The sequence below is a fragment of the Citrobacter sp. Cb028 genome, from assembly GCF_030336705.1.
GTDB lineage: Bacteria > Pseudomonadota > Gammaproteobacteria > Enterobacterales > Enterobacteriaceae > Citrobacter > Citrobacter braakii.
The window spans coordinates 1466809-1481925 of the sequence record NZ_JAOWCZ010000034.1; the positions used below are offsets into that span (position 1 = coordinate 1466809).

A 15117-nucleotide genomic window follows, 5' to 3' on the forward strand; every position below is an offset into this window, starting at 1 on the left:
TATGTTGGTGAATCTGTGTGACTACAAACAAAGCGTGACGCTCATCGCCAATAGCGGTGTGCAATTTCTGGATTTTGGCCTGACGCCGCAGGAATCTGCGCATCATGGCCGCTTTGTGCGCAAAACGGCAAATGGTCCCCTGCTGCGGCTGGATTTCGATCTGACAACCGGGCGTTATACCTTACCAGGCAGCACCGGCGGTCAGCCCGAAGTGGTGAAGCCGGAAAGCACCCAGAAGCTGCATTATTCGCTGGACGTGCTCGACGGTGTCTGGCTGCCGCTGCCGTTCCTGCGCTTTAATCCGCCGCGTACGTTCGTTGAAGGCCCGGATAACTGGGCGCGCGTACAGGTGCGAAAGCTGGCGCAACCTGACAGCGCGGGCAACACCCACCGCGTCACCGTGGCGCTGGACAGCCAGCTCACTGAAAATGCCCCTGCGGCGTTAACCCCCAACGAAAATGACCTGCTGAACGGTACGCGATTTGCGCTGGCCTGGCATGACAACGAAATTGCCGATTTCCTCGACCAGACCTGGATTGACGGCTGGTTGCGCGAATCCTTTATGCATCATGTCACACAGCATGAGAACCGCTCAGAACAAGAGATCCAGCAGGCACTGCGTAACTTTGAATATCAGGCGCACTGGCTGAATGTGCTGACCCTGTTAGGCGAGCAGCTTTCCGTCCCGGAAGTGAAACTGGTCACGCATACCCTCAGCACGCCCGCCATTCCCGTTGATCTTATCCTGGATATCGGTAACACCCATACCTGTGGCGTCCTGATTGAAGATCACGGGGATGCCAATGACGGACTGCGCCAGACAGCCGAATTGCAGGTGCGTTCGTTAAGCGAGCCACAGTTTCTCAACGATCCGTTGTTCACCAGCCGACTGGAGTTTTCCGAAGCGCGTTTTGGTAAGCAACACTTTTCCGTGGAGAGCGGTCGTGATGATGCCTTTATCTGGCCGTCGATTGTCCGCGTTGGCGATGAAGCCCGAAAGCTGGCGATGCAGCGCATGGGCACTGAAGGCAGCAGTGGGATCTCCAGCCCGCGCCGTTATCTGTGGGACGAAACGCCGGTGTTGCATGACTGGCGCTTTAGCCAGATGAATGGCAAAACCCAGCGCGAACCACTGGCTACCGCCTTCCCGCTGATGAACCTGATGAACGATGACGGGCAACCGCTGTTCAGCCTGCCGCAAGATGATCGTCTGCCGGTATTCTCACCGCAATACAGCCGCAGTACGCTGATGACGCATATGTTGTGCGAAATACTGGCCCAGGCGCTGGGGCAAATTAACAGCGTAGCGACGCGTTTGCGCCTCGGATTCCCGGCATCTCCTCGTCAGTTGCGTACGCTGATCCTGACCCTGCCGTCGGCGATGCCCAAACAGGAGCGTGAGATTTTCCGCCTGCGCATGTTTGAAGCTATTGCGTTGGTCTGGAAAGCGATGGGCTGGCACCCGCAGGATGAAGACTTCACCACCCGTAAACAGCAGGAAAAGAGCGTGGTTCCCGTACCTGAGATCCAGATGGAATGGGATGAGGCCAGCTGCGGGCAACTGGTGTGGCTGTATAACGAAGCTATCTCTCACTACGATGGCCACACCGAATCGTTCTTTAACGCCCTTGCCCGCCCGGACCGTCTGCCGGAGCCTGGTGAGACTAAAGGTCGTGCGCTGCGCGTGGCATCGATCGACATTGGCGGCGGGACAACGGATATGGCCGTCGTCCATTACCAGCTTGATGACGGCGTGGGTACAAACGTCAAAATTACCCCGCATCTGCTGTTCCGTGAAGGCTTTAAGGTTGCGGGCGATGACATGCTGCTGGACGTGATTCAGCGTTGCGTGTTGCCTGCGCTGCAAACCCGCCTGCAACAGGCTGGCGTGACCGACGCCGCCGCATTGCTGGCTACGCTATTTGGCGATTCCGGGCGCATCGACACCCAGGCGATTTTGCGTCAACAAACGGCGTTACAACTCTTTATGCCGCTCGGTCATGCGGTACTTTCAGCCTGGGAACAAAGTGATATTAACGATCCGGTAGCGGGTCTGCATGCCACCTTTGGCGAACTCCTGAGCCAGCAACCAACGCGCAACGTACTGAATTACATCCAGCAGGCTATCGATCATGCGTTGCCTGCGGGATCGCCAGCGTTTGATGTGTTGAGCGTGCCGTTACAGGTGCAGTTCCGGCAGTTACAAGAAGCGTTACTGGCGGGCCAGTTTACCCTGACCTCCCCACTGCACGCGGTCTGTGAGGCCATTTCACACTATCGCTGCGATATTTTATTAGTGACCGGCAGACCCGCCTGTTTACCTGGCGTACAGGCGTTGATCCGCCATCTGCAGCCCGTTCCGGTTAATCGTATGATCTGGATGGATAACTACCGCGTACATGAGTGGTATCCGTTCAGCCAACAAGGGCGGATTGGTAACCCCAAATCCACCGCAGCAGTTGGTGCCATGTTGTGTAGCCTGGCGCTGGATCTACGCTTGCCGCGTTTCAACTTTAAAGCTGCCGATATCGGCGCTTACTCGACCGTACGTTATCTCGGCGTGTTGGATAATACGGTCAATACGCTGCGTGATGAGAACATCTGGTATCACGATATCGATCTGGATAAGCCCGGCGCGAAGCTGGATGCCCGCCTGCACTTCCCATTGCGCGGCAACGTTACGTTAGGTTTCCGTCAACTGGCCAACAGCCGTTGGCCTGCCACACCGCTGTATACGCTCAGCATAAATTCTGCCGAACTGGCAAAAACCATCGCCGGAGATGGCGTGTTGAATGTACGGCTGCAGCTACGCGGTGGTAGCAAAGAAAGCGGCCCGGAATTTTTCGTACTGAGCGATGCGTGGTTACAGGATGGCACTCCCGTTGCCGCCAATGCCTTAACGTTAAAACTGAATACGCTGGCAGACCGACGCCATAGCGGGAGCCATTACTGGATTGATAGCGGGAGCGTGTACCTGAAATGAGTAAGATGTTAAACACCGCGCAGGCCGCCATCGAGTGGGTAACTGATACCCGTCAGCGTGCGGCGCGTCTTGATGATGAAGCGGATGCCCTGTTGGCACAGCTCACCCTGGCCGCCGTTAATGAGTCTGCATTGAAGACAACCTTTTCATCGCGAGGATGCGTTGGGCTTTACGGACATTCGCAATCGGCAAAAGCGCACCTGCTCACAGCATTGTGCAGCAACGCCAATGGCAAAGTGAATATCGTTACCCCGGATCGCAGCTTTGATTACTTTTCACATATTAATCCTGGTCATGCGCCAACCAATATGGCGATCCGCTTTACGCGTGATGAAAATCCGCTCGATGGTGAATGGCCGTTGCGCCTGCGGCTACTCAGTGAAGCCGAACTGGTACAGCTATTTATTACCCAGTTCTGTGCGCTTGCGGACAACCGCCAGGTCGAGAAATCGATTATTGAGGCGCGCCTGGAAAAATGGCAAACGTTGCGCCAGCGTCATCCGGTGCCGGGCATTACCGCGCATGATGTCGCGGCAATTGGTCGTTTCTGGCGCGCCTGCGTACCGGCCAGACAACAGCAATTTGACGACGCGCTATGGCATCAGTTTGCCACGCTGCTACCCGCTCTGGATCTGACTACCCGGGCAAACGCCTGGGCGTTACTGTGGGGAGAACAACCAGAGTTGACGCAACAGTGGTTGGCGCTGGCGCATACGCTGCAACAAACCGGGAGCGCGCAAGAACTCGCGGCTCCGCTGAGCCTGCTGGTTGACCATTTTGGTTTACCTGCCGAGAGTTTCCTGACTCAGGTAGCATTGAACGGGAATGAGGCGCAAAGCGATGTGGTGGTTCATCCAATAGAAAATGATCAGTTGCTCAATGCGGTCAGCCTTTCTCAGGCTTCGCTGGCGCTGCTCACGCGCGAGCTGGTCCTGACAGTTGAAGACGCGGTACTGGAAAATGTCGATCTGCTGGATATTCCCCTCGCCCCGGATGTTCATCCCCATCCATTGTGGCAGGCCAAATTAGGCTGGATGCTGGAACATTATCGCCAGCATCTGCAACCGGATGTACTTTTAATCTGTAATGCGGTATCTACCCGCTCCCAGACGCCCGCCATCACCCGCAAACTACTGGGCTGGGTTAACGACACTCAGCCCGTACATGACGCCGCATTGCCGGGAGTGGTCTGGGCCATTACTCCGCAGGATGCGCGGTTTAGCACTCAGCAAAATCTTGATGAATCTGTGCAGCAATTAATGGGCAAGCCCGGACTGCACTGGGGCACGCTGCAGGCGCTGGATAAACACAGCTTACAACGCCTCGTCGAATGGCTGACTCAGGCAACCTCGCCCCAGCAACGCTGGGCGAGATTGACCTCCCTGCGTGAGCAGCACCAGCAGCGCGTACGCGAAACCCTGATCGGCTGGATTAATCCCGTTGAAACCGAATCGGGTAGCAATGAGTCGGTGATCCGCCAGCTCCAGGCCCAGGCGGCAAAGCATGGCGAACTCCTGGACGGTTTGCTCCCGCCGATGCGCCTATTTGAGTCGCTGCTGCGTGTTCAGCAGCCGCGCGAGGAACAGGTGAGCGGATTATTTAATGAAGAGATTGACCTGTTTGCCGAGGTGCGTGACACACCGCACTCGCCGGAAAGCAAAGAGACCGGGTATCAGGCGCACAAAATGTGGGTTAACCACGTGCGCCAGTGGTGTCGCGATGAAAATAATGCGCGCCGTTTACGCCTTGAGCCGCGTACGCTAAGGCAGGTTGCTGATATCCTCGTTACCACCAGCTATCGGCTGGAGATGCCGCAACGCTTACAGCGCATTATGCAGCGAGAAAACGTCTGCGCCGCGCAGCTTCACGCCGATATTGGGGATTTTATTACCTGGCTTGGATTTGCCAGCGTGGCAGAGGAACAGCGTCCGGCCAGCAGGATCCAAAAAGGATCGGCTATTTTTAGTGCCCCGGCGCAACAGCCGATGTTACGGTTGACGAAACTGGATGAACAACCTTCGCATGGCGCAAGCCGTTACGTTTACGACTGGCTGGTTGCTTTGTATACCCGCGCCAATGAAAACGTGGGATATCAGCATCCGCAGGATGTTTGCGCAGCCGACAAAAAACGATTAGATGCCCTGCTTTCCTCCTGAAACGGCGTTTACGCCGTCATCAGAAGAGAGAAAACATTAACGCGACGGGAAAACTCATCGGCCAGGTCGCCCCGACTAATACCGCGCTGAGAAAACGAATCCGCTTTTTATCGCGGGAAAGAAACCAGGTGATGATTGCCGTGATAGCGGCCATCACCGCATAAAAAACCAGCATTTTTTGGTACAGAGACATGTCAGGCATCCGGGCCGAAAGGTAAAATCGCGCGCAATATGCTCTTTTTCATGACCCACATCAAGTTTTATTAATTATTTTAAGAGAAACGCCGGTAAAACAAGCCGTTTTCATTATGTTCAGAATCCGTACTATTGCGGATAGTTATAACCCGTACTATACCCATAAGGGTTAAAACGAAAGGTGGCACAAATGAATGTTTCCAGTAAAACTGTGGTGCTGATAAATATATTTGCTGCTGTAGGACTTTTCAGTCTGATTTCCGCAAGGTTTGGCTGGTTTGCTTGATGTCGTTCTTCTTGATTAATTGCAGCGTCCGCTGGCAGAGAGGCTCTTCTCTCTGCCATTAGTACACGATTTTCCCACTCTCCTGCCACCCGGTAAATTATCCTTAGTATGTAATACCCCTAATCCTTCTGCGGCATTATATTGCCCGCATAACGGCTCGGTGTTGTGCCGGTATGCTGATGGAAAAAAGCGATAAAAGCACTGTCACTGACAAATTCCAGATATTGCGCCACCTGGCTGATCTGCCCCCCGTCAGCCAGCATCTCCATGGCTTTTAATAGTCTAAATTGCTGCCGCCAGCTCTGATAATTCATCCCGGTATCCCTGGTAAATATTCGACTGATCGTCCTCTCGCATGCCCCAACCCGTTGGGATAATTGATTTAGTCGTGGTGGCAATTCGCCCATACGAACTCCTTCAAGCCACACGTTCAGCCGTGGATCTGAGGGAAACTGCAACGTCCAGTTTTCACTGCGGGCGGCCCGCATTTCCTCACAGAAAACGGTGATAAGACTGGCCTGCTGCGCGGCAGGCATTTCCCATGGCCAGAAAGCCATACGTTCTATTACTTCAAAAAAGAGAGGATTAACGTCGACTATCTGCAGCGGTAATTTAGATAACGGCAATGTAGTTGAAAAATACAACGAACGATAAGCCATCACGCCACGCATTATGGCGCGATGTACCGTACCAGCCGGGATCCAGACCGCGCGCCGTGGCGGTAGCAGACACAGGGCATGCTCCAGCTCAATCGTAATGCTTCCCGCTGCCGAAAAAAGTAGCTGATGACGAAGATGGCTATGCCGGCCGGAATCGTGTACGCCCATCTCGGAGGCAATCCCGATTACCGGTTTATCAAAGCTATCCGCATCGAAATCATCATCCGGGGCAATTTCCATTATCTGTCCGATATTTGATATTTAAAGTCTTGATAATGGTAATGCGACACCTCCCTTTCAGCAATAATGCCCGCCAGTTTTCTGTCTCTCTGGATATTGCTATGAACACTCTTCGCCGCCCGCCGCTATGGCTTCTTACTTTGCTGATTATGTTTCCACAACTGGTGGAAACCATTTATAGCCCGGCATTGCCAGGAATCGCCACGTCTTATCACGTAAGCAGTGAGCGCGCGGCGCAAACACTCTCCGTTTATTTTATTGCCTTCGCCATCGGCGTGGCGATGTGGGGTTGGCTGAGCGACTGCATCGGTCGACGTTGGGCGATGCTGGCAGGACTTATCTGCTATGGGTCAGGTTGTGCCCTGGCCGTGGTTGCCACTGACTTCAGCGTTTTGCTGCTGGCGCGGATGATCTCAGCCATCGGCGCGGCTGCCGGGTCAGTGGTGGTACAGACCATGTTACGGGACACGTATGAATCAACCGCGCTATCCCGCGTCTTTTCCGTGATGGGCGCTGCGCTGGCATTGAGTCCCGTTTTCGGCCTGCTAAGCGGAGGTTGGCTGGTCAGCCTATATGGTCATACCGGTGTATTTATTGCCCTTGTGCTGCTGGCGCTGCTACTGCTACTACTGACTGCGACCATGCTGCCAGAAACCCGGCCCGAAAATACGCTCAGCCCCAGCCTTGCTGCACTGCTCTCCCGCATGATGCGTGACCGCGAACTGTGGAAAAATACTATGCTGGTTGCGCTGCTGAACACCATGCTGTTTAGCTATTACAGCCTGGCTCCGTTTCTTTTCGGGCAATTGGGATGGAGTTCCAGAGCCTTTGGCTGGACGGGGGGATTACTTGCGTTTGCTTCGCTGTCGGGCAGCCTGCTGAACCGGAGATTATTGACGACGGACCTGACGTCGGAACAGAGGGTACGTTATGCCTGTGCGCTGGCAGCATTGTCAGGCCTCGCCGCGTGGTGGTTACAGCACTCCGCGTGGATTCTGATACCGGTTTTCGGCGCGGTGATTGCCTATGGCATCGCGATCCCTAATGTGCTGAGTCAGGCCCTACGCCACTATCGTGAACAGGCCGGGGCCGCCGGTGCATTATTCGGATTAAGCTATTACCTGTTGCTGGGAATGATGCTGGGGGTGGCAGGCATGGTGCAACAACTGGGGCTGGTTCTGAGCGTCTGTGCGCTACTCGCCTGGATTTGCAGCTTGCGCCGCGGATAACCGGATGACGATCCTGAAAGCACAAAGCCCTGACATTAATAAGCCGGGGCTTTGTTGTATTAATAGCCTGACCTCGCGGATATTTCCAACTTACCGCCGTCCGATGGCGACGAGGCCAGTGGCGCGAATAATATAGACACACGTTTGCCAGTATTTAGCTATCCGTGCCGCATTTATTGCTCGCGCTTCAGATATTACTCATGCTTGATCATGACATGGCGAACAATCGTGTAATCTTCCAGCCCGTATACCGACATATCCTTACCATAACCAGACTGTTTTTGTCCGCCGTGCGGCATCTCGCTGACCAGCGTGAAGTGGGTATTGACCCAGGTGCAACCATACTGCAGGCGGGCGCTAAATCGATGCGCGCGCCCCACATCCCGAGTCCAGACGGAGGATGCCAGGCCGTATTTTGAATCGTTAGCCCACGCCAGTACCTGATCTTCATCCTCAAATACGGTGACGCTGACCACCGGACCGAAAACTTCCCGCTGCACGATAGCATCTTCCTGCTTCGCCCCGGCCAGCAGCGTCGGAGCAAAATAGTAGCCTGCGCCGTCCACTTTTTTACCACCGGTGATGACTTTGATATGCCCCAGTGCTTTAGCTTCATCGACCGCTTTAGTCACGCGATCGAGGTGCGCCTGCGAGCTTACCGGCCCCAGCTCCGTCGATTCGTCATTCGGTGCACCGATTTTCAGGCTGGCAACCGCGGCCCCCAGTTTCTCAACCAACGCGTCATAAATGCCTTTCTGGGCATAGATTCGACAAGCGGCGGTACAGTCTTGTCCGGCGTTGTAATACCCAAAGGTTCGCACGCCGCTCACCACCGCATCCAGATCGGCATCATCAAAAATGATGACCGGGGCTTTGCCGCCCAGCTCCATATGTGTGCGCTTAATCGAAGGCGCGGTGTGCTGGATAATGTGTTCACCTGTCGCAATGGAGCCGGTCAGGGAAACCATCCGGACTTTTTCATGACCGGTCAGCGGGTCACCCACCGTTTTGCCACGGCCAAACAGCACGTTGATAACGCCAGGCGGATAAATATCTTTGGCAAATTCAGCCAGTTTAAGTGCCGTTAGCGGGGTAATTTCTGACGGTTTAATCACCACACAGTTACCCGCCGCCAGCGCCGGTGCCAGTTTCCACGCCGCCATCATCAGCGGGTAGTTCCACGGCGCGATAGAGGCCACCACGCCCAGCGGATCCCGACGAATCATCGACGTATGCCCTTCCAGATACTCTCCGGCCGCCTGTCCTTGCAGGGTACGAGCTGCCCCGGCGAAGAAGCGGAAAACGTCGACGATTGCCGGAATTTCATCGTTAAGGACACAGTGCAGCGGCTTACCACAGTTAAGCGATTCCAGCTCAGCGAAGGTTTGCGCGTTATCGGCGATAGCATCCGCCAGTTTCAGCAGCAGTTCGGAACGGACTTTCGGTGTGGTTTGTCCCCAGGTGGCAAATGCGCTGTCTGCTGCACGTACCGCCGCATCAACCTGCCCGGCTGACGCCTCGGCAATCTCCAGAATGCGTTCTCCAGTGGCAGGGTTATAGACTGGCTGCTTTTCACCTTCACCGTTGACCAGCTCGCCATTAATCAGTAATTGATGTTGCATAGCAATTTCCCATATCGTCGTTTATTTACCGTTTCCGGCGAGAGTGTCGCCTTCACGCGTTAGCCACCAGGCCCCTAAAATTGGCAGTGTTGTCACCAGCATTACCAGCAATGCCACAACGTTGGTGACAGGCACATCTCGTGGTCGACCCAGTTGATTGAGCAGCCACAAAGGAAGTGTTCTTTCATGTCCGGCGGTGAACGTTGTCACGATGATTTCATCAAACGACAAAGCAAACGCCAGCATCCCTCCCGCCAGCAGTGCCGATGCCAGGTTTGGCAGCACGACATAACGAAAGGTTTGCCAGCCGTTGGCGCCAAGATCCATAGACGCTTCAACCAGACTCCATGAGGTACGGCGAAAACGCGCCACGACGTTGTTAAATACCACCACCACGCAAAACGTCGCATGGCCGACCACGATGGTGAGAAAACCGGGTTCCAGGTTGATAGTTTTAAACGCCGTCAGTAGCGCCAGACCGGTAATAATCCCCGGCAGCGCGATCGGCAACAGCAGCAACAGCGATATTGCGCTTTTACCAAAAAAGTCCCTGCGCCACAGTGCGGCAGCGGCCAGCGTCCCCAGAACGAGAGCAATGGCCGTCGACAATGCAGCGATTTTAAGTGACAACGTCACCGATTCCAGAATGTCGCTACGTTGCGCCGCAACGCTAAACCACTTCAGCGTTAACCCCTGCGGTGGAAAACTAAAAGCAGCCTCCTCAGTATTAAAAGCATAGGTGGCGATGATGAGGATGGGAAAGTGCAGGAAAATAACCCCGCCCCATGCCGCCAATTTGAGTAACCAGGGCGCGCGTTCAGAGTGCATCGAAAGCTCCCAGACGCTTCACGAACGCCAGATACAGTGCGATTAACACAATCGGCACCAAAGTAAATGCCGCCGCCATCGGCATATTGCCGATCGCCCCTTGTTGCGAATACACCATATTGCCGATGAAATAGCCTGGCGGCCCCACCAGTTGCGGCACGATAAAATCGCCCAACGTCAGAGAAAAAGTAAAGATCGACCCTGCCGCGATACCGGGTATCGCCAGTGGCAGGACCACATAGCGGAAAGTCTGATGCGGACGAGCGCCCAAATCAGCGGAGGCCTGTAAGAGCGAAGGCGGAAGTCTCTCCAGCGCGGCCTGTACCGGCAGGATCATAAACGGCAGCCAGATGTAGACGAACACCAGAAAACGCCCTAACCCTGAAGTCGACAACGTATTGCCGCCGACCGCAGGCAGCGTCAGGAACGAAAGCAGCAGAGGCTCCAGTCCCAGATGAGTTAAAAACCACTGCGCCACCCCGTCTTTAGCCAACAGTAACGTCCATGCGTAGGCTTTAACAATGTAGCTGGCCCACATCGGCAACATCACAGCAATGTAAAAAAAGGCTTTCATTTTGCCACTGGTATATCGCGCCATATACCACGCCATCGGAAACGCCAGAATCGCGCTGGCAATGGTGACCGCCACCGCCATCGTCAGGGTACGCAAAATGATGTCGTAGTTGGCGGGATTAAACAGCGCCTGCAAATTCGCCAGCGTCAGGTCGGGCGTGACCGACATGGTGAAATCATCGAAGGTATAAAAACCTTGCCACAACAGCGTCAGTAATGAGCCGAAGTAGACGATCCCAAACCACATCAGCGGTCCGAGGAGCAGCAAAAACAGCCCCAGACCTGGATTACGCCAGAAGAACCCTGAGATCCGGTTCAGACTTGTCGACTGTGGAGGCGAATGTAAGACATTCATAGCCATTCACCTCTCCTCAACCAGCGGTACCATCACGTCGCGTGACCACGATGCCATCACCTGTTGACCCGGCGACAGCGTTGTCGGCAGCATTTCTCCCGTCAGGTTCGCCTGGCTAACCAGCAATTTTTCACCGCCGACAAGTTTCAGCTCAAAACGTGTCGCGGCACCCTGGTACTGCACCGCCTGGATAACCCCCCGGGCCTGGACTTCACCACTGGTATCATTCAAGCGAATGTGTTCCGGACGCAGGGAAAACATACCCTGTAGCCCGCAAACGTTCGCTGACATCGTTTCATCAAAAACATTTGACGTCCCGACGAAACTTGCCACAAACGGTGTGCGCGGACGCATGTACAGTTCACGCGGAGAATCCACCTGTTCGATGCGACCATTATTAAACACCGCCACACGATCGGACATCGACAGGGCTTCACCCTGATCGTGGGTGACAAAAATGAAGGTGATACCCAGGGATTGCTGTAGCTTTTTCAGTTCCAGCTGCATCTGCTCACGCAGCTTAAGATCCAATGCCCCGAGCGGTTCATCCAACAGCAGGACCCGCGGTTCATTGACCAGCGCGCGGGCAATCGCCACGCGTTGCCGCTGACCACCGGAGAGTTGCGATGGTTTGCGTTCATAAACAAAACCGAGCGCAACCTTATCCAGTGCTTCACGTGCTTTAGCGTGACGCTGTTTTTTATCAATACCTTTGACCATCAGCCCGTAGGCGACATTGTCGAGAATCGACATATGCGGGAATAGCGCATAATCCTGAAATACCGTATTGACGTCCCGTTCCCAGGGCGGCAATTCGCTGGCCTGCTTACCAAAAATGGTGATTGCGCCGCCTGACAGTTGCTCAAACCCTGCAATAAGGCGCAGACAAGTGGTCTTGCCGGAGCCGGATGGCCCCAGCATAGAGAAAAACTCACCGTCGTTAATCGCAATACTCACCCCATCAACTGCACGAACATCCCCGTACAGACGCGAGACGTTATGAAACTCCACTGCGTACGTCATAAAACCCCCAGCGGAATTAACGACCGCCCATAATGGCGATGTAATCCTGCGTCCAGCGACTGTAAGGAACGAATTTGCCACCTTCTGCGATCGGCGTTTTCCAGAAGGCAATTTTGTCAAAGTAGCTATAGCCGTTGGTTTCACAGCCCTTTTCACCCAGCAGCGGGCTGGCTTTACAACCTTCAGGCACGACTGGCAGAGAACCAAACCAGGCTGCGACGTCGCCCTGAACTTTCGGGGTTAATGACCAGTTCATCCATTTGTAAGCGCACACCGGGTGTTTGGCTTCGCTGTGCAGCATGGTGGTATCTGCCCATCCGGTAACCCCTTCTTTTGGGAAGACCGTGGCAATAGGCTGGCCTTCTCCTTTCAGGGCGTTCGCCTGATAAGGCCAGGCGCTGGACGCCACCACACCTTCGTTTTTAAAGTCGCTCATTTGCACGGTGGTATCGTGCCAATAGCGATGGATCAGCGCGTGTTGATCGCTCAGGACTTTGATCACCGCCTGATACTGTTGTTCGGTGAGCTGATAGGGATCGGTAATGCCCAGTTGCGGCTGAGTCGCCTTAACGAATAATGCAGCATCGGCAATATAGATCGGGCCATCGTAGGCTTGAACGCGCCCTTTATTGCTTTTTCCGTCCCCAAGTTTTTGCTCAACAAATACCACGTTCCAGCTATCCGGCGGTGTTGGGAAAATTTTGGTGTTGTACATCAGCAGGTTTGGCCCCCACTGGTACGGTGTGCCGTAAACTTTTTCGCCAACGTTAAACCACTCGCCTTTTACCACGCGCGGATCGATGCTTTTCCAGTTAGGGATCAGCGCGGTATTAATCGGCTGAACGCGTTTTCCCATAATCAGACGCAATGAGGCATCACCGGAAGCGGTAACCAGGTCGTAGCCGCCTTTTGCCATCAGGCTGACCATTTCATCAGAAGTGGCCGCTGTTTTAACATTGACCGCGCAGCCGGTCTCTTTCTCAAACTGCGAGACCCAATCATATTGTTTATCGGTCTGTCCACGTTCGATGTAGCCCGGCCAGGCAATAATATCCAGACGGCCTTCCGGTTTATCTAAGGATGTCGGGGGTTCGGCTGCTTGTGCAGTCATCAGCGTCATACTGAGTGCGCACAGGCTACTGAGGGCAAACTGCTTGCTCATAACGTCTTACTCCTGTCTAAAAAATATTGAGCGGCAGCCTTGCCGTAAATATATGTCCTTTCCTAAAAATAGTCGGGGTGTTGTAAGCGTTCCTGCTGGCGCAAGGAAATTTAATCAGGTTGTGAGCTAACGCTCATTACGCTACTGATGCTGAACGGGAGCTTTAATCTTCTGGAGTATAGACAAGGAGTTAGGTGCAACGGTGGCAATAGTAAGAACTATTGATTTTTTGTATGGTAGCACCCGATATAAATAACATCGGGGTTAGGTATTCTCTATTTCGAAAATAAGAACGCGCTATTCTTTTATATTGAATAGCGCGTTACGTTTTATTTCATCATCTCGCGAATTAATTTTCCCAGCTGTTTCACAGCCTGTTCCTCACGCTCTCCCCAGTGCCATGCGGTATTAAAGCGAAAAAAACGAGTCCAGCTCCCCGAGGTCGAAAACATTTTTCCCGGTGCAATGCTGATATGGTGCGCCAGTGCCTGGGTGCTGAGCACGCCTGCATCAAGCGGTTCAGGCAGTTCCAGCCACAGAAAATAGCCGCTGTCGTTATGGTGAATTTTGACTTCCGCCGGAAGATGGCGCAGCAACGTTTGCCAGGCCTGCTGTTTGCGTTCCGCCAGTTGACGGCGTAAGCGGCGCAGATGCGCGTCATAGCGCCGGGTTGACAGATAATCCACGAGCGCAAGCTGCATGGGGGAACTGGTGGATAACGTGCTCATGAGCTGGAGTCGCTGAATACGTCGAGCATGCTTCCCGGCCGCCACCCAGCCCACGCGAAATCCGGGCACCAGGCACTTCGAGAAGGATGAACAATGCAAAACGCTGTCGGCGCGATCCCAGGCTTTGGCAGGCAGTGGTTTTTCGCGACCAAAGTACAGCTCGCTGTAGACATCATCTTCTATCAGCATTACATGATATTTTTCCAGCAATGCGACCAGGTGCGCCTTTTTCTCTGGGCTGAGCGTAAAACCCAGCGGATTTTGGCTGTTGGTCATCAGCCAGCAGGCTTTTACCGGATACTCCTGCAACGCTTGCTCCAGCGCGGTAAGATCGATCCCCTCTTTCACGTCGGTGGCAATCGAAAGCGCCTTCAGCCGTAATCGCTCCAGGGCCTGCAACGCCCCATAGAAACAGGGATTTTCGACAATCACCCAGTCTCCCGGTTCGGTAACCGCCTGCAGGCTCAGGTTGAGGGCATCCAGCGCACCGGTAGTGATGACAATTTCATCAGGTGAAATGGTCATCCCCTGTTGAGCATAGCGGCGGGCAATGGCATGGCGCAGCTCATCATTTCCCGGCGGCAGGTTTTCTATCACGCTCATGGCGGTCGCGGTTTTACTGACCTGCGCCAGCGAGCGGTTCAACTGCTGGAGGGGAAACAGACGCGGGTCGGGGAATGCAGAGGCAAATGGCATCACTGACGCATCCCGGCTGGCCTGCAGCATATCAAAAATATAGGTGTTGATATCCACCGCTTCATCGCGCATCACCTGCGCCTGCGGCGCTGCCAGCTCACGTTCAGGGCGCGCGGCAACATAGTAACCCGACTGCGGCCGGGCGATAATCCGGCCCTGACTTTCCAGCAACTGATATGCATGTCCGACGGTCATAAAACTCATGCCGCTGCTGACCACCTGCTCGCGCAAGGATGGCAAGCGATCGCCGGGCTGCCATACGCCAGACGCGATTTGAGCGCGAATTTGCTCAGCCAGTCGCAGGTATTTTTTCATTTTTCGTCCTGATAATTGGTGTCGGTGACACGCACTGTATATATCAGTTTACATAATCAGGGCATTT

Annotated in this window: 12 protein-coding genes; 4 read left to right on the plus strand and 8 right to left on the minus strand. The window is 54.3% G+C overall.

Annotated features, from left to right (window positions below; translation table 11 throughout):
- Window position 1 precedes the first annotated feature (1 nt).
- Together OGV75_RS16695 and OGV75_RS16700 are read left to right on the plus strand one after the other, a co-directional pair.
- Window positions 2-2983: a virulence factor SrfB gene (locus OGV75_RS16695; protein WP_046275606.1), complete on the plus strand. Its 2982-nt coding sequence runs from the start codon at window positions 2-4 to the stop codon at window positions 2981-2983.
- A complete protein-coding gene (locus OGV75_RS16700; protein ID WP_286480922.1) occupies window positions 2980-5139 on the plus strand; it encodes a virulence factor SrfC family protein in 2160 nt (719 codons plus the stop codon). The genes OGV75_RS16695 and OGV75_RS16700 overlap by 4 nt, the downstream gene beginning before the upstream one ends.
- Before the next feature lie 19 nt (window positions 5140-5158).
- Here OGV75_RS16700 and OGV75_RS16705 read toward each other — a convergent pair whose 3' ends face one another.
- Complete coding sequence (locus tag OGV75_RS16705; RefSeq protein ID WP_016153148.1) at window positions 5159-5332, minus strand: GhoT/OrtT family toxin; 174 nt, start codon at window positions 5330-5332, stop codon at window positions 5159-5161.
- A 192-nt stretch (window positions 5333-5524) separates the two neighbouring features.
- On the opposite strand from OGV75_RS16705, the gene yncL reads away from it, so the two are divergent.
- Entirely contained in the window at window positions 5525-5620 is a 96-nt protein-coding gene (gene yncL / locus OGV75_RS16710) for a stress response membrane protein YncL (protein WP_071524268.1), read from the plus strand.
- Between the two features lie 119 nt (window positions 5621-5739).
- Here the strand turns inward: yncL and OGV75_RS16715 are convergent, their stop codons facing one another.
- On the minus strand, window positions 5740-6519 hold the full coding sequence (locus OGV75_RS16715) for an AraC family transcriptional regulator (RefSeq protein WP_046275598.1): 780 nt from the start codon (window positions 6517-6519) through the stop codon (window positions 5740-5742).
- Window positions 6520-6620: 101 nt separating this feature from the next.
- Between OGV75_RS16715 and OGV75_RS16720 the strand changes: the two genes are divergently transcribed.
- The gene (locus tag OGV75_RS16720; protein WP_131350821.1) at window positions 6621-7748 is read left to right on the plus strand and encodes a multidrug effflux MFS transporter; all 1128 of its coding nucleotides are present in this window, start codon (window positions 6621-6623) and stop codon (window positions 7746-7748) included.
- 194 nt (window positions 7749-7942) lie between these two features.
- On the opposite strand, the gene patD is transcribed toward OGV75_RS16720, so the two are convergent.
- The 6 genes from patD to OGV75_RS16750 all read right to left on the minus strand — a co-directional run bounded on the left by patD (window position 7943) and on the right by OGV75_RS16750 (window position 15050).
- Window positions 7943-9370 (minus strand): aminobutyraldehyde dehydrogenase, encoded by a 1428-nt coding sequence (gene patD / locus OGV75_RS16725; protein WP_016156580.1) that lies wholly within the window; start codon window positions 9368-9370, stop codon window positions 7943-7945.
- A gap of 21 nt (window positions 9371-9391) precedes the next feature.
- Window positions 9392-10198 (minus strand): ABC transporter permease, encoded by an 807-nt coding sequence (locus tag OGV75_RS16730; protein WP_003020204.1) that lies wholly within the window; start codon window positions 10196-10198, stop codon window positions 9392-9394.
- A complete protein-coding gene (locus tag OGV75_RS16735) occupies window positions 10188-11132 on the minus strand; it encodes an ABC transporter permease (RefSeq protein ID WP_016153152.1) in 945 nt (314 codons plus the stop codon). Before OGV75_RS16735 ends, OGV75_RS16730 begins: the two co-directional genes overlap by 11 nt.
- Window positions 11133-12149 carry an ABC transporter ATP-binding protein gene (locus OGV75_RS16740; RefSeq protein ID WP_016156582.1) on the minus strand — a complete coding sequence of 339 codons (1017 nt, stop codon included), beginning with the start codon at window positions 12147-12149 and terminating at the stop codon, window positions 11133-11135.
- Window positions 12150-12165: 16 nt separating this feature from the next.
- Window positions 12166-13311 (minus strand): putative ABC transporter substrate-binding protein YdcS, encoded by a 1146-nt coding sequence (gene ydcS / locus OGV75_RS16745; protein WP_075848180.1) that lies wholly within the window; start codon window positions 13309-13311, stop codon window positions 12166-12168.
- A 329-nt stretch (window positions 13312-13640) separates the two neighbouring features.
- The gene (locus OGV75_RS16750; protein ID WP_286480923.1) at window positions 13641-15050 is read right to left on the minus strand and encodes an aminotransferase-like domain-containing protein; all 1410 of its coding nucleotides are present in this window, start codon (window positions 15048-15050) and stop codon (window positions 13641-13643) included.
- Window positions 15051-15117: the final 67 nt, after the last annotated feature.

Bases quoted from the DNA above. Each gene is read 5' to 3' on its own strand.
- OGV75_RS16695 (WP_046275606.1), top strand. From the start codon at position 2: ATGTTGGTGAATCTGTGTGACTACAAACAAAGCGTGACGCTCATCGCC.
- OGV75_RS16700 (WP_286480922.1), top strand. From the start codon at position 2,980: ATGAGTAAGATGTTAAACACCGCGCAGGCCGCCATCGAGTGGGTAACT.
- OGV75_RS16705 (WP_016153148.1), bottom strand. From the start codon at position 5,332: ATGTCTCTGTACCAAAAAATGCTGGTTTTTTATGCGGTGATGGCCGCT.
- yncL (WP_071524268.1), top strand. From the start codon at position 5,525: ATGAATGTTTCCAGTAAAACTGTGGTGCTGATAAATATATTTGCTGCT.
- OGV75_RS16715 (WP_046275598.1), bottom strand. From the start codon at position 6,519: ATGGAAATTGCCCCGGATGATGATTTCGATGCGGATAGCTTTGATAAA.
- OGV75_RS16720 (WP_131350821.1), top strand. From the start codon at position 6,621: ATGAACACTCTTCGCCGCCCGCCGCTATGGCTTCTTACTTTGCTGATT.
- patD (WP_016156580.1), bottom strand. From the start codon at position 9,370: ATGCAACATCAATTACTGATTAATGGCGAGCTGGTCAACGGTGAAGGT.
- OGV75_RS16730 (WP_003020204.1), bottom strand. From the start codon at position 10,198: ATGCACTCTGAACGCGCGCCCTGGTTACTCAAATTGGCGGCATGGGGC.
- OGV75_RS16735 (WP_016153152.1), bottom strand. From the start codon at position 11,132: ATGGCTATGAATGTCTTACATTCGCCTCCACAGTCGACAAGTCTGAAC.
- OGV75_RS16740 (WP_016156582.1), bottom strand. From the start codon at position 12,149: ATGACGTACGCAGTGGAGTTTCATAACGTCTCGCGTCTGTACGGGGAT.
- ydcS (WP_075848180.1), bottom strand. From the start codon at position 13,311: ATGAGCAAGCAGTTTGCCCTCAGTAGCCTGTGCGCACTCAGTATGACG.
- OGV75_RS16750 (WP_286480923.1), bottom strand. From the start codon at position 15,050: ATGAAAAAATACCTGCGACTGGCTGAGCAAATTCGCGCTCAAATCGCG.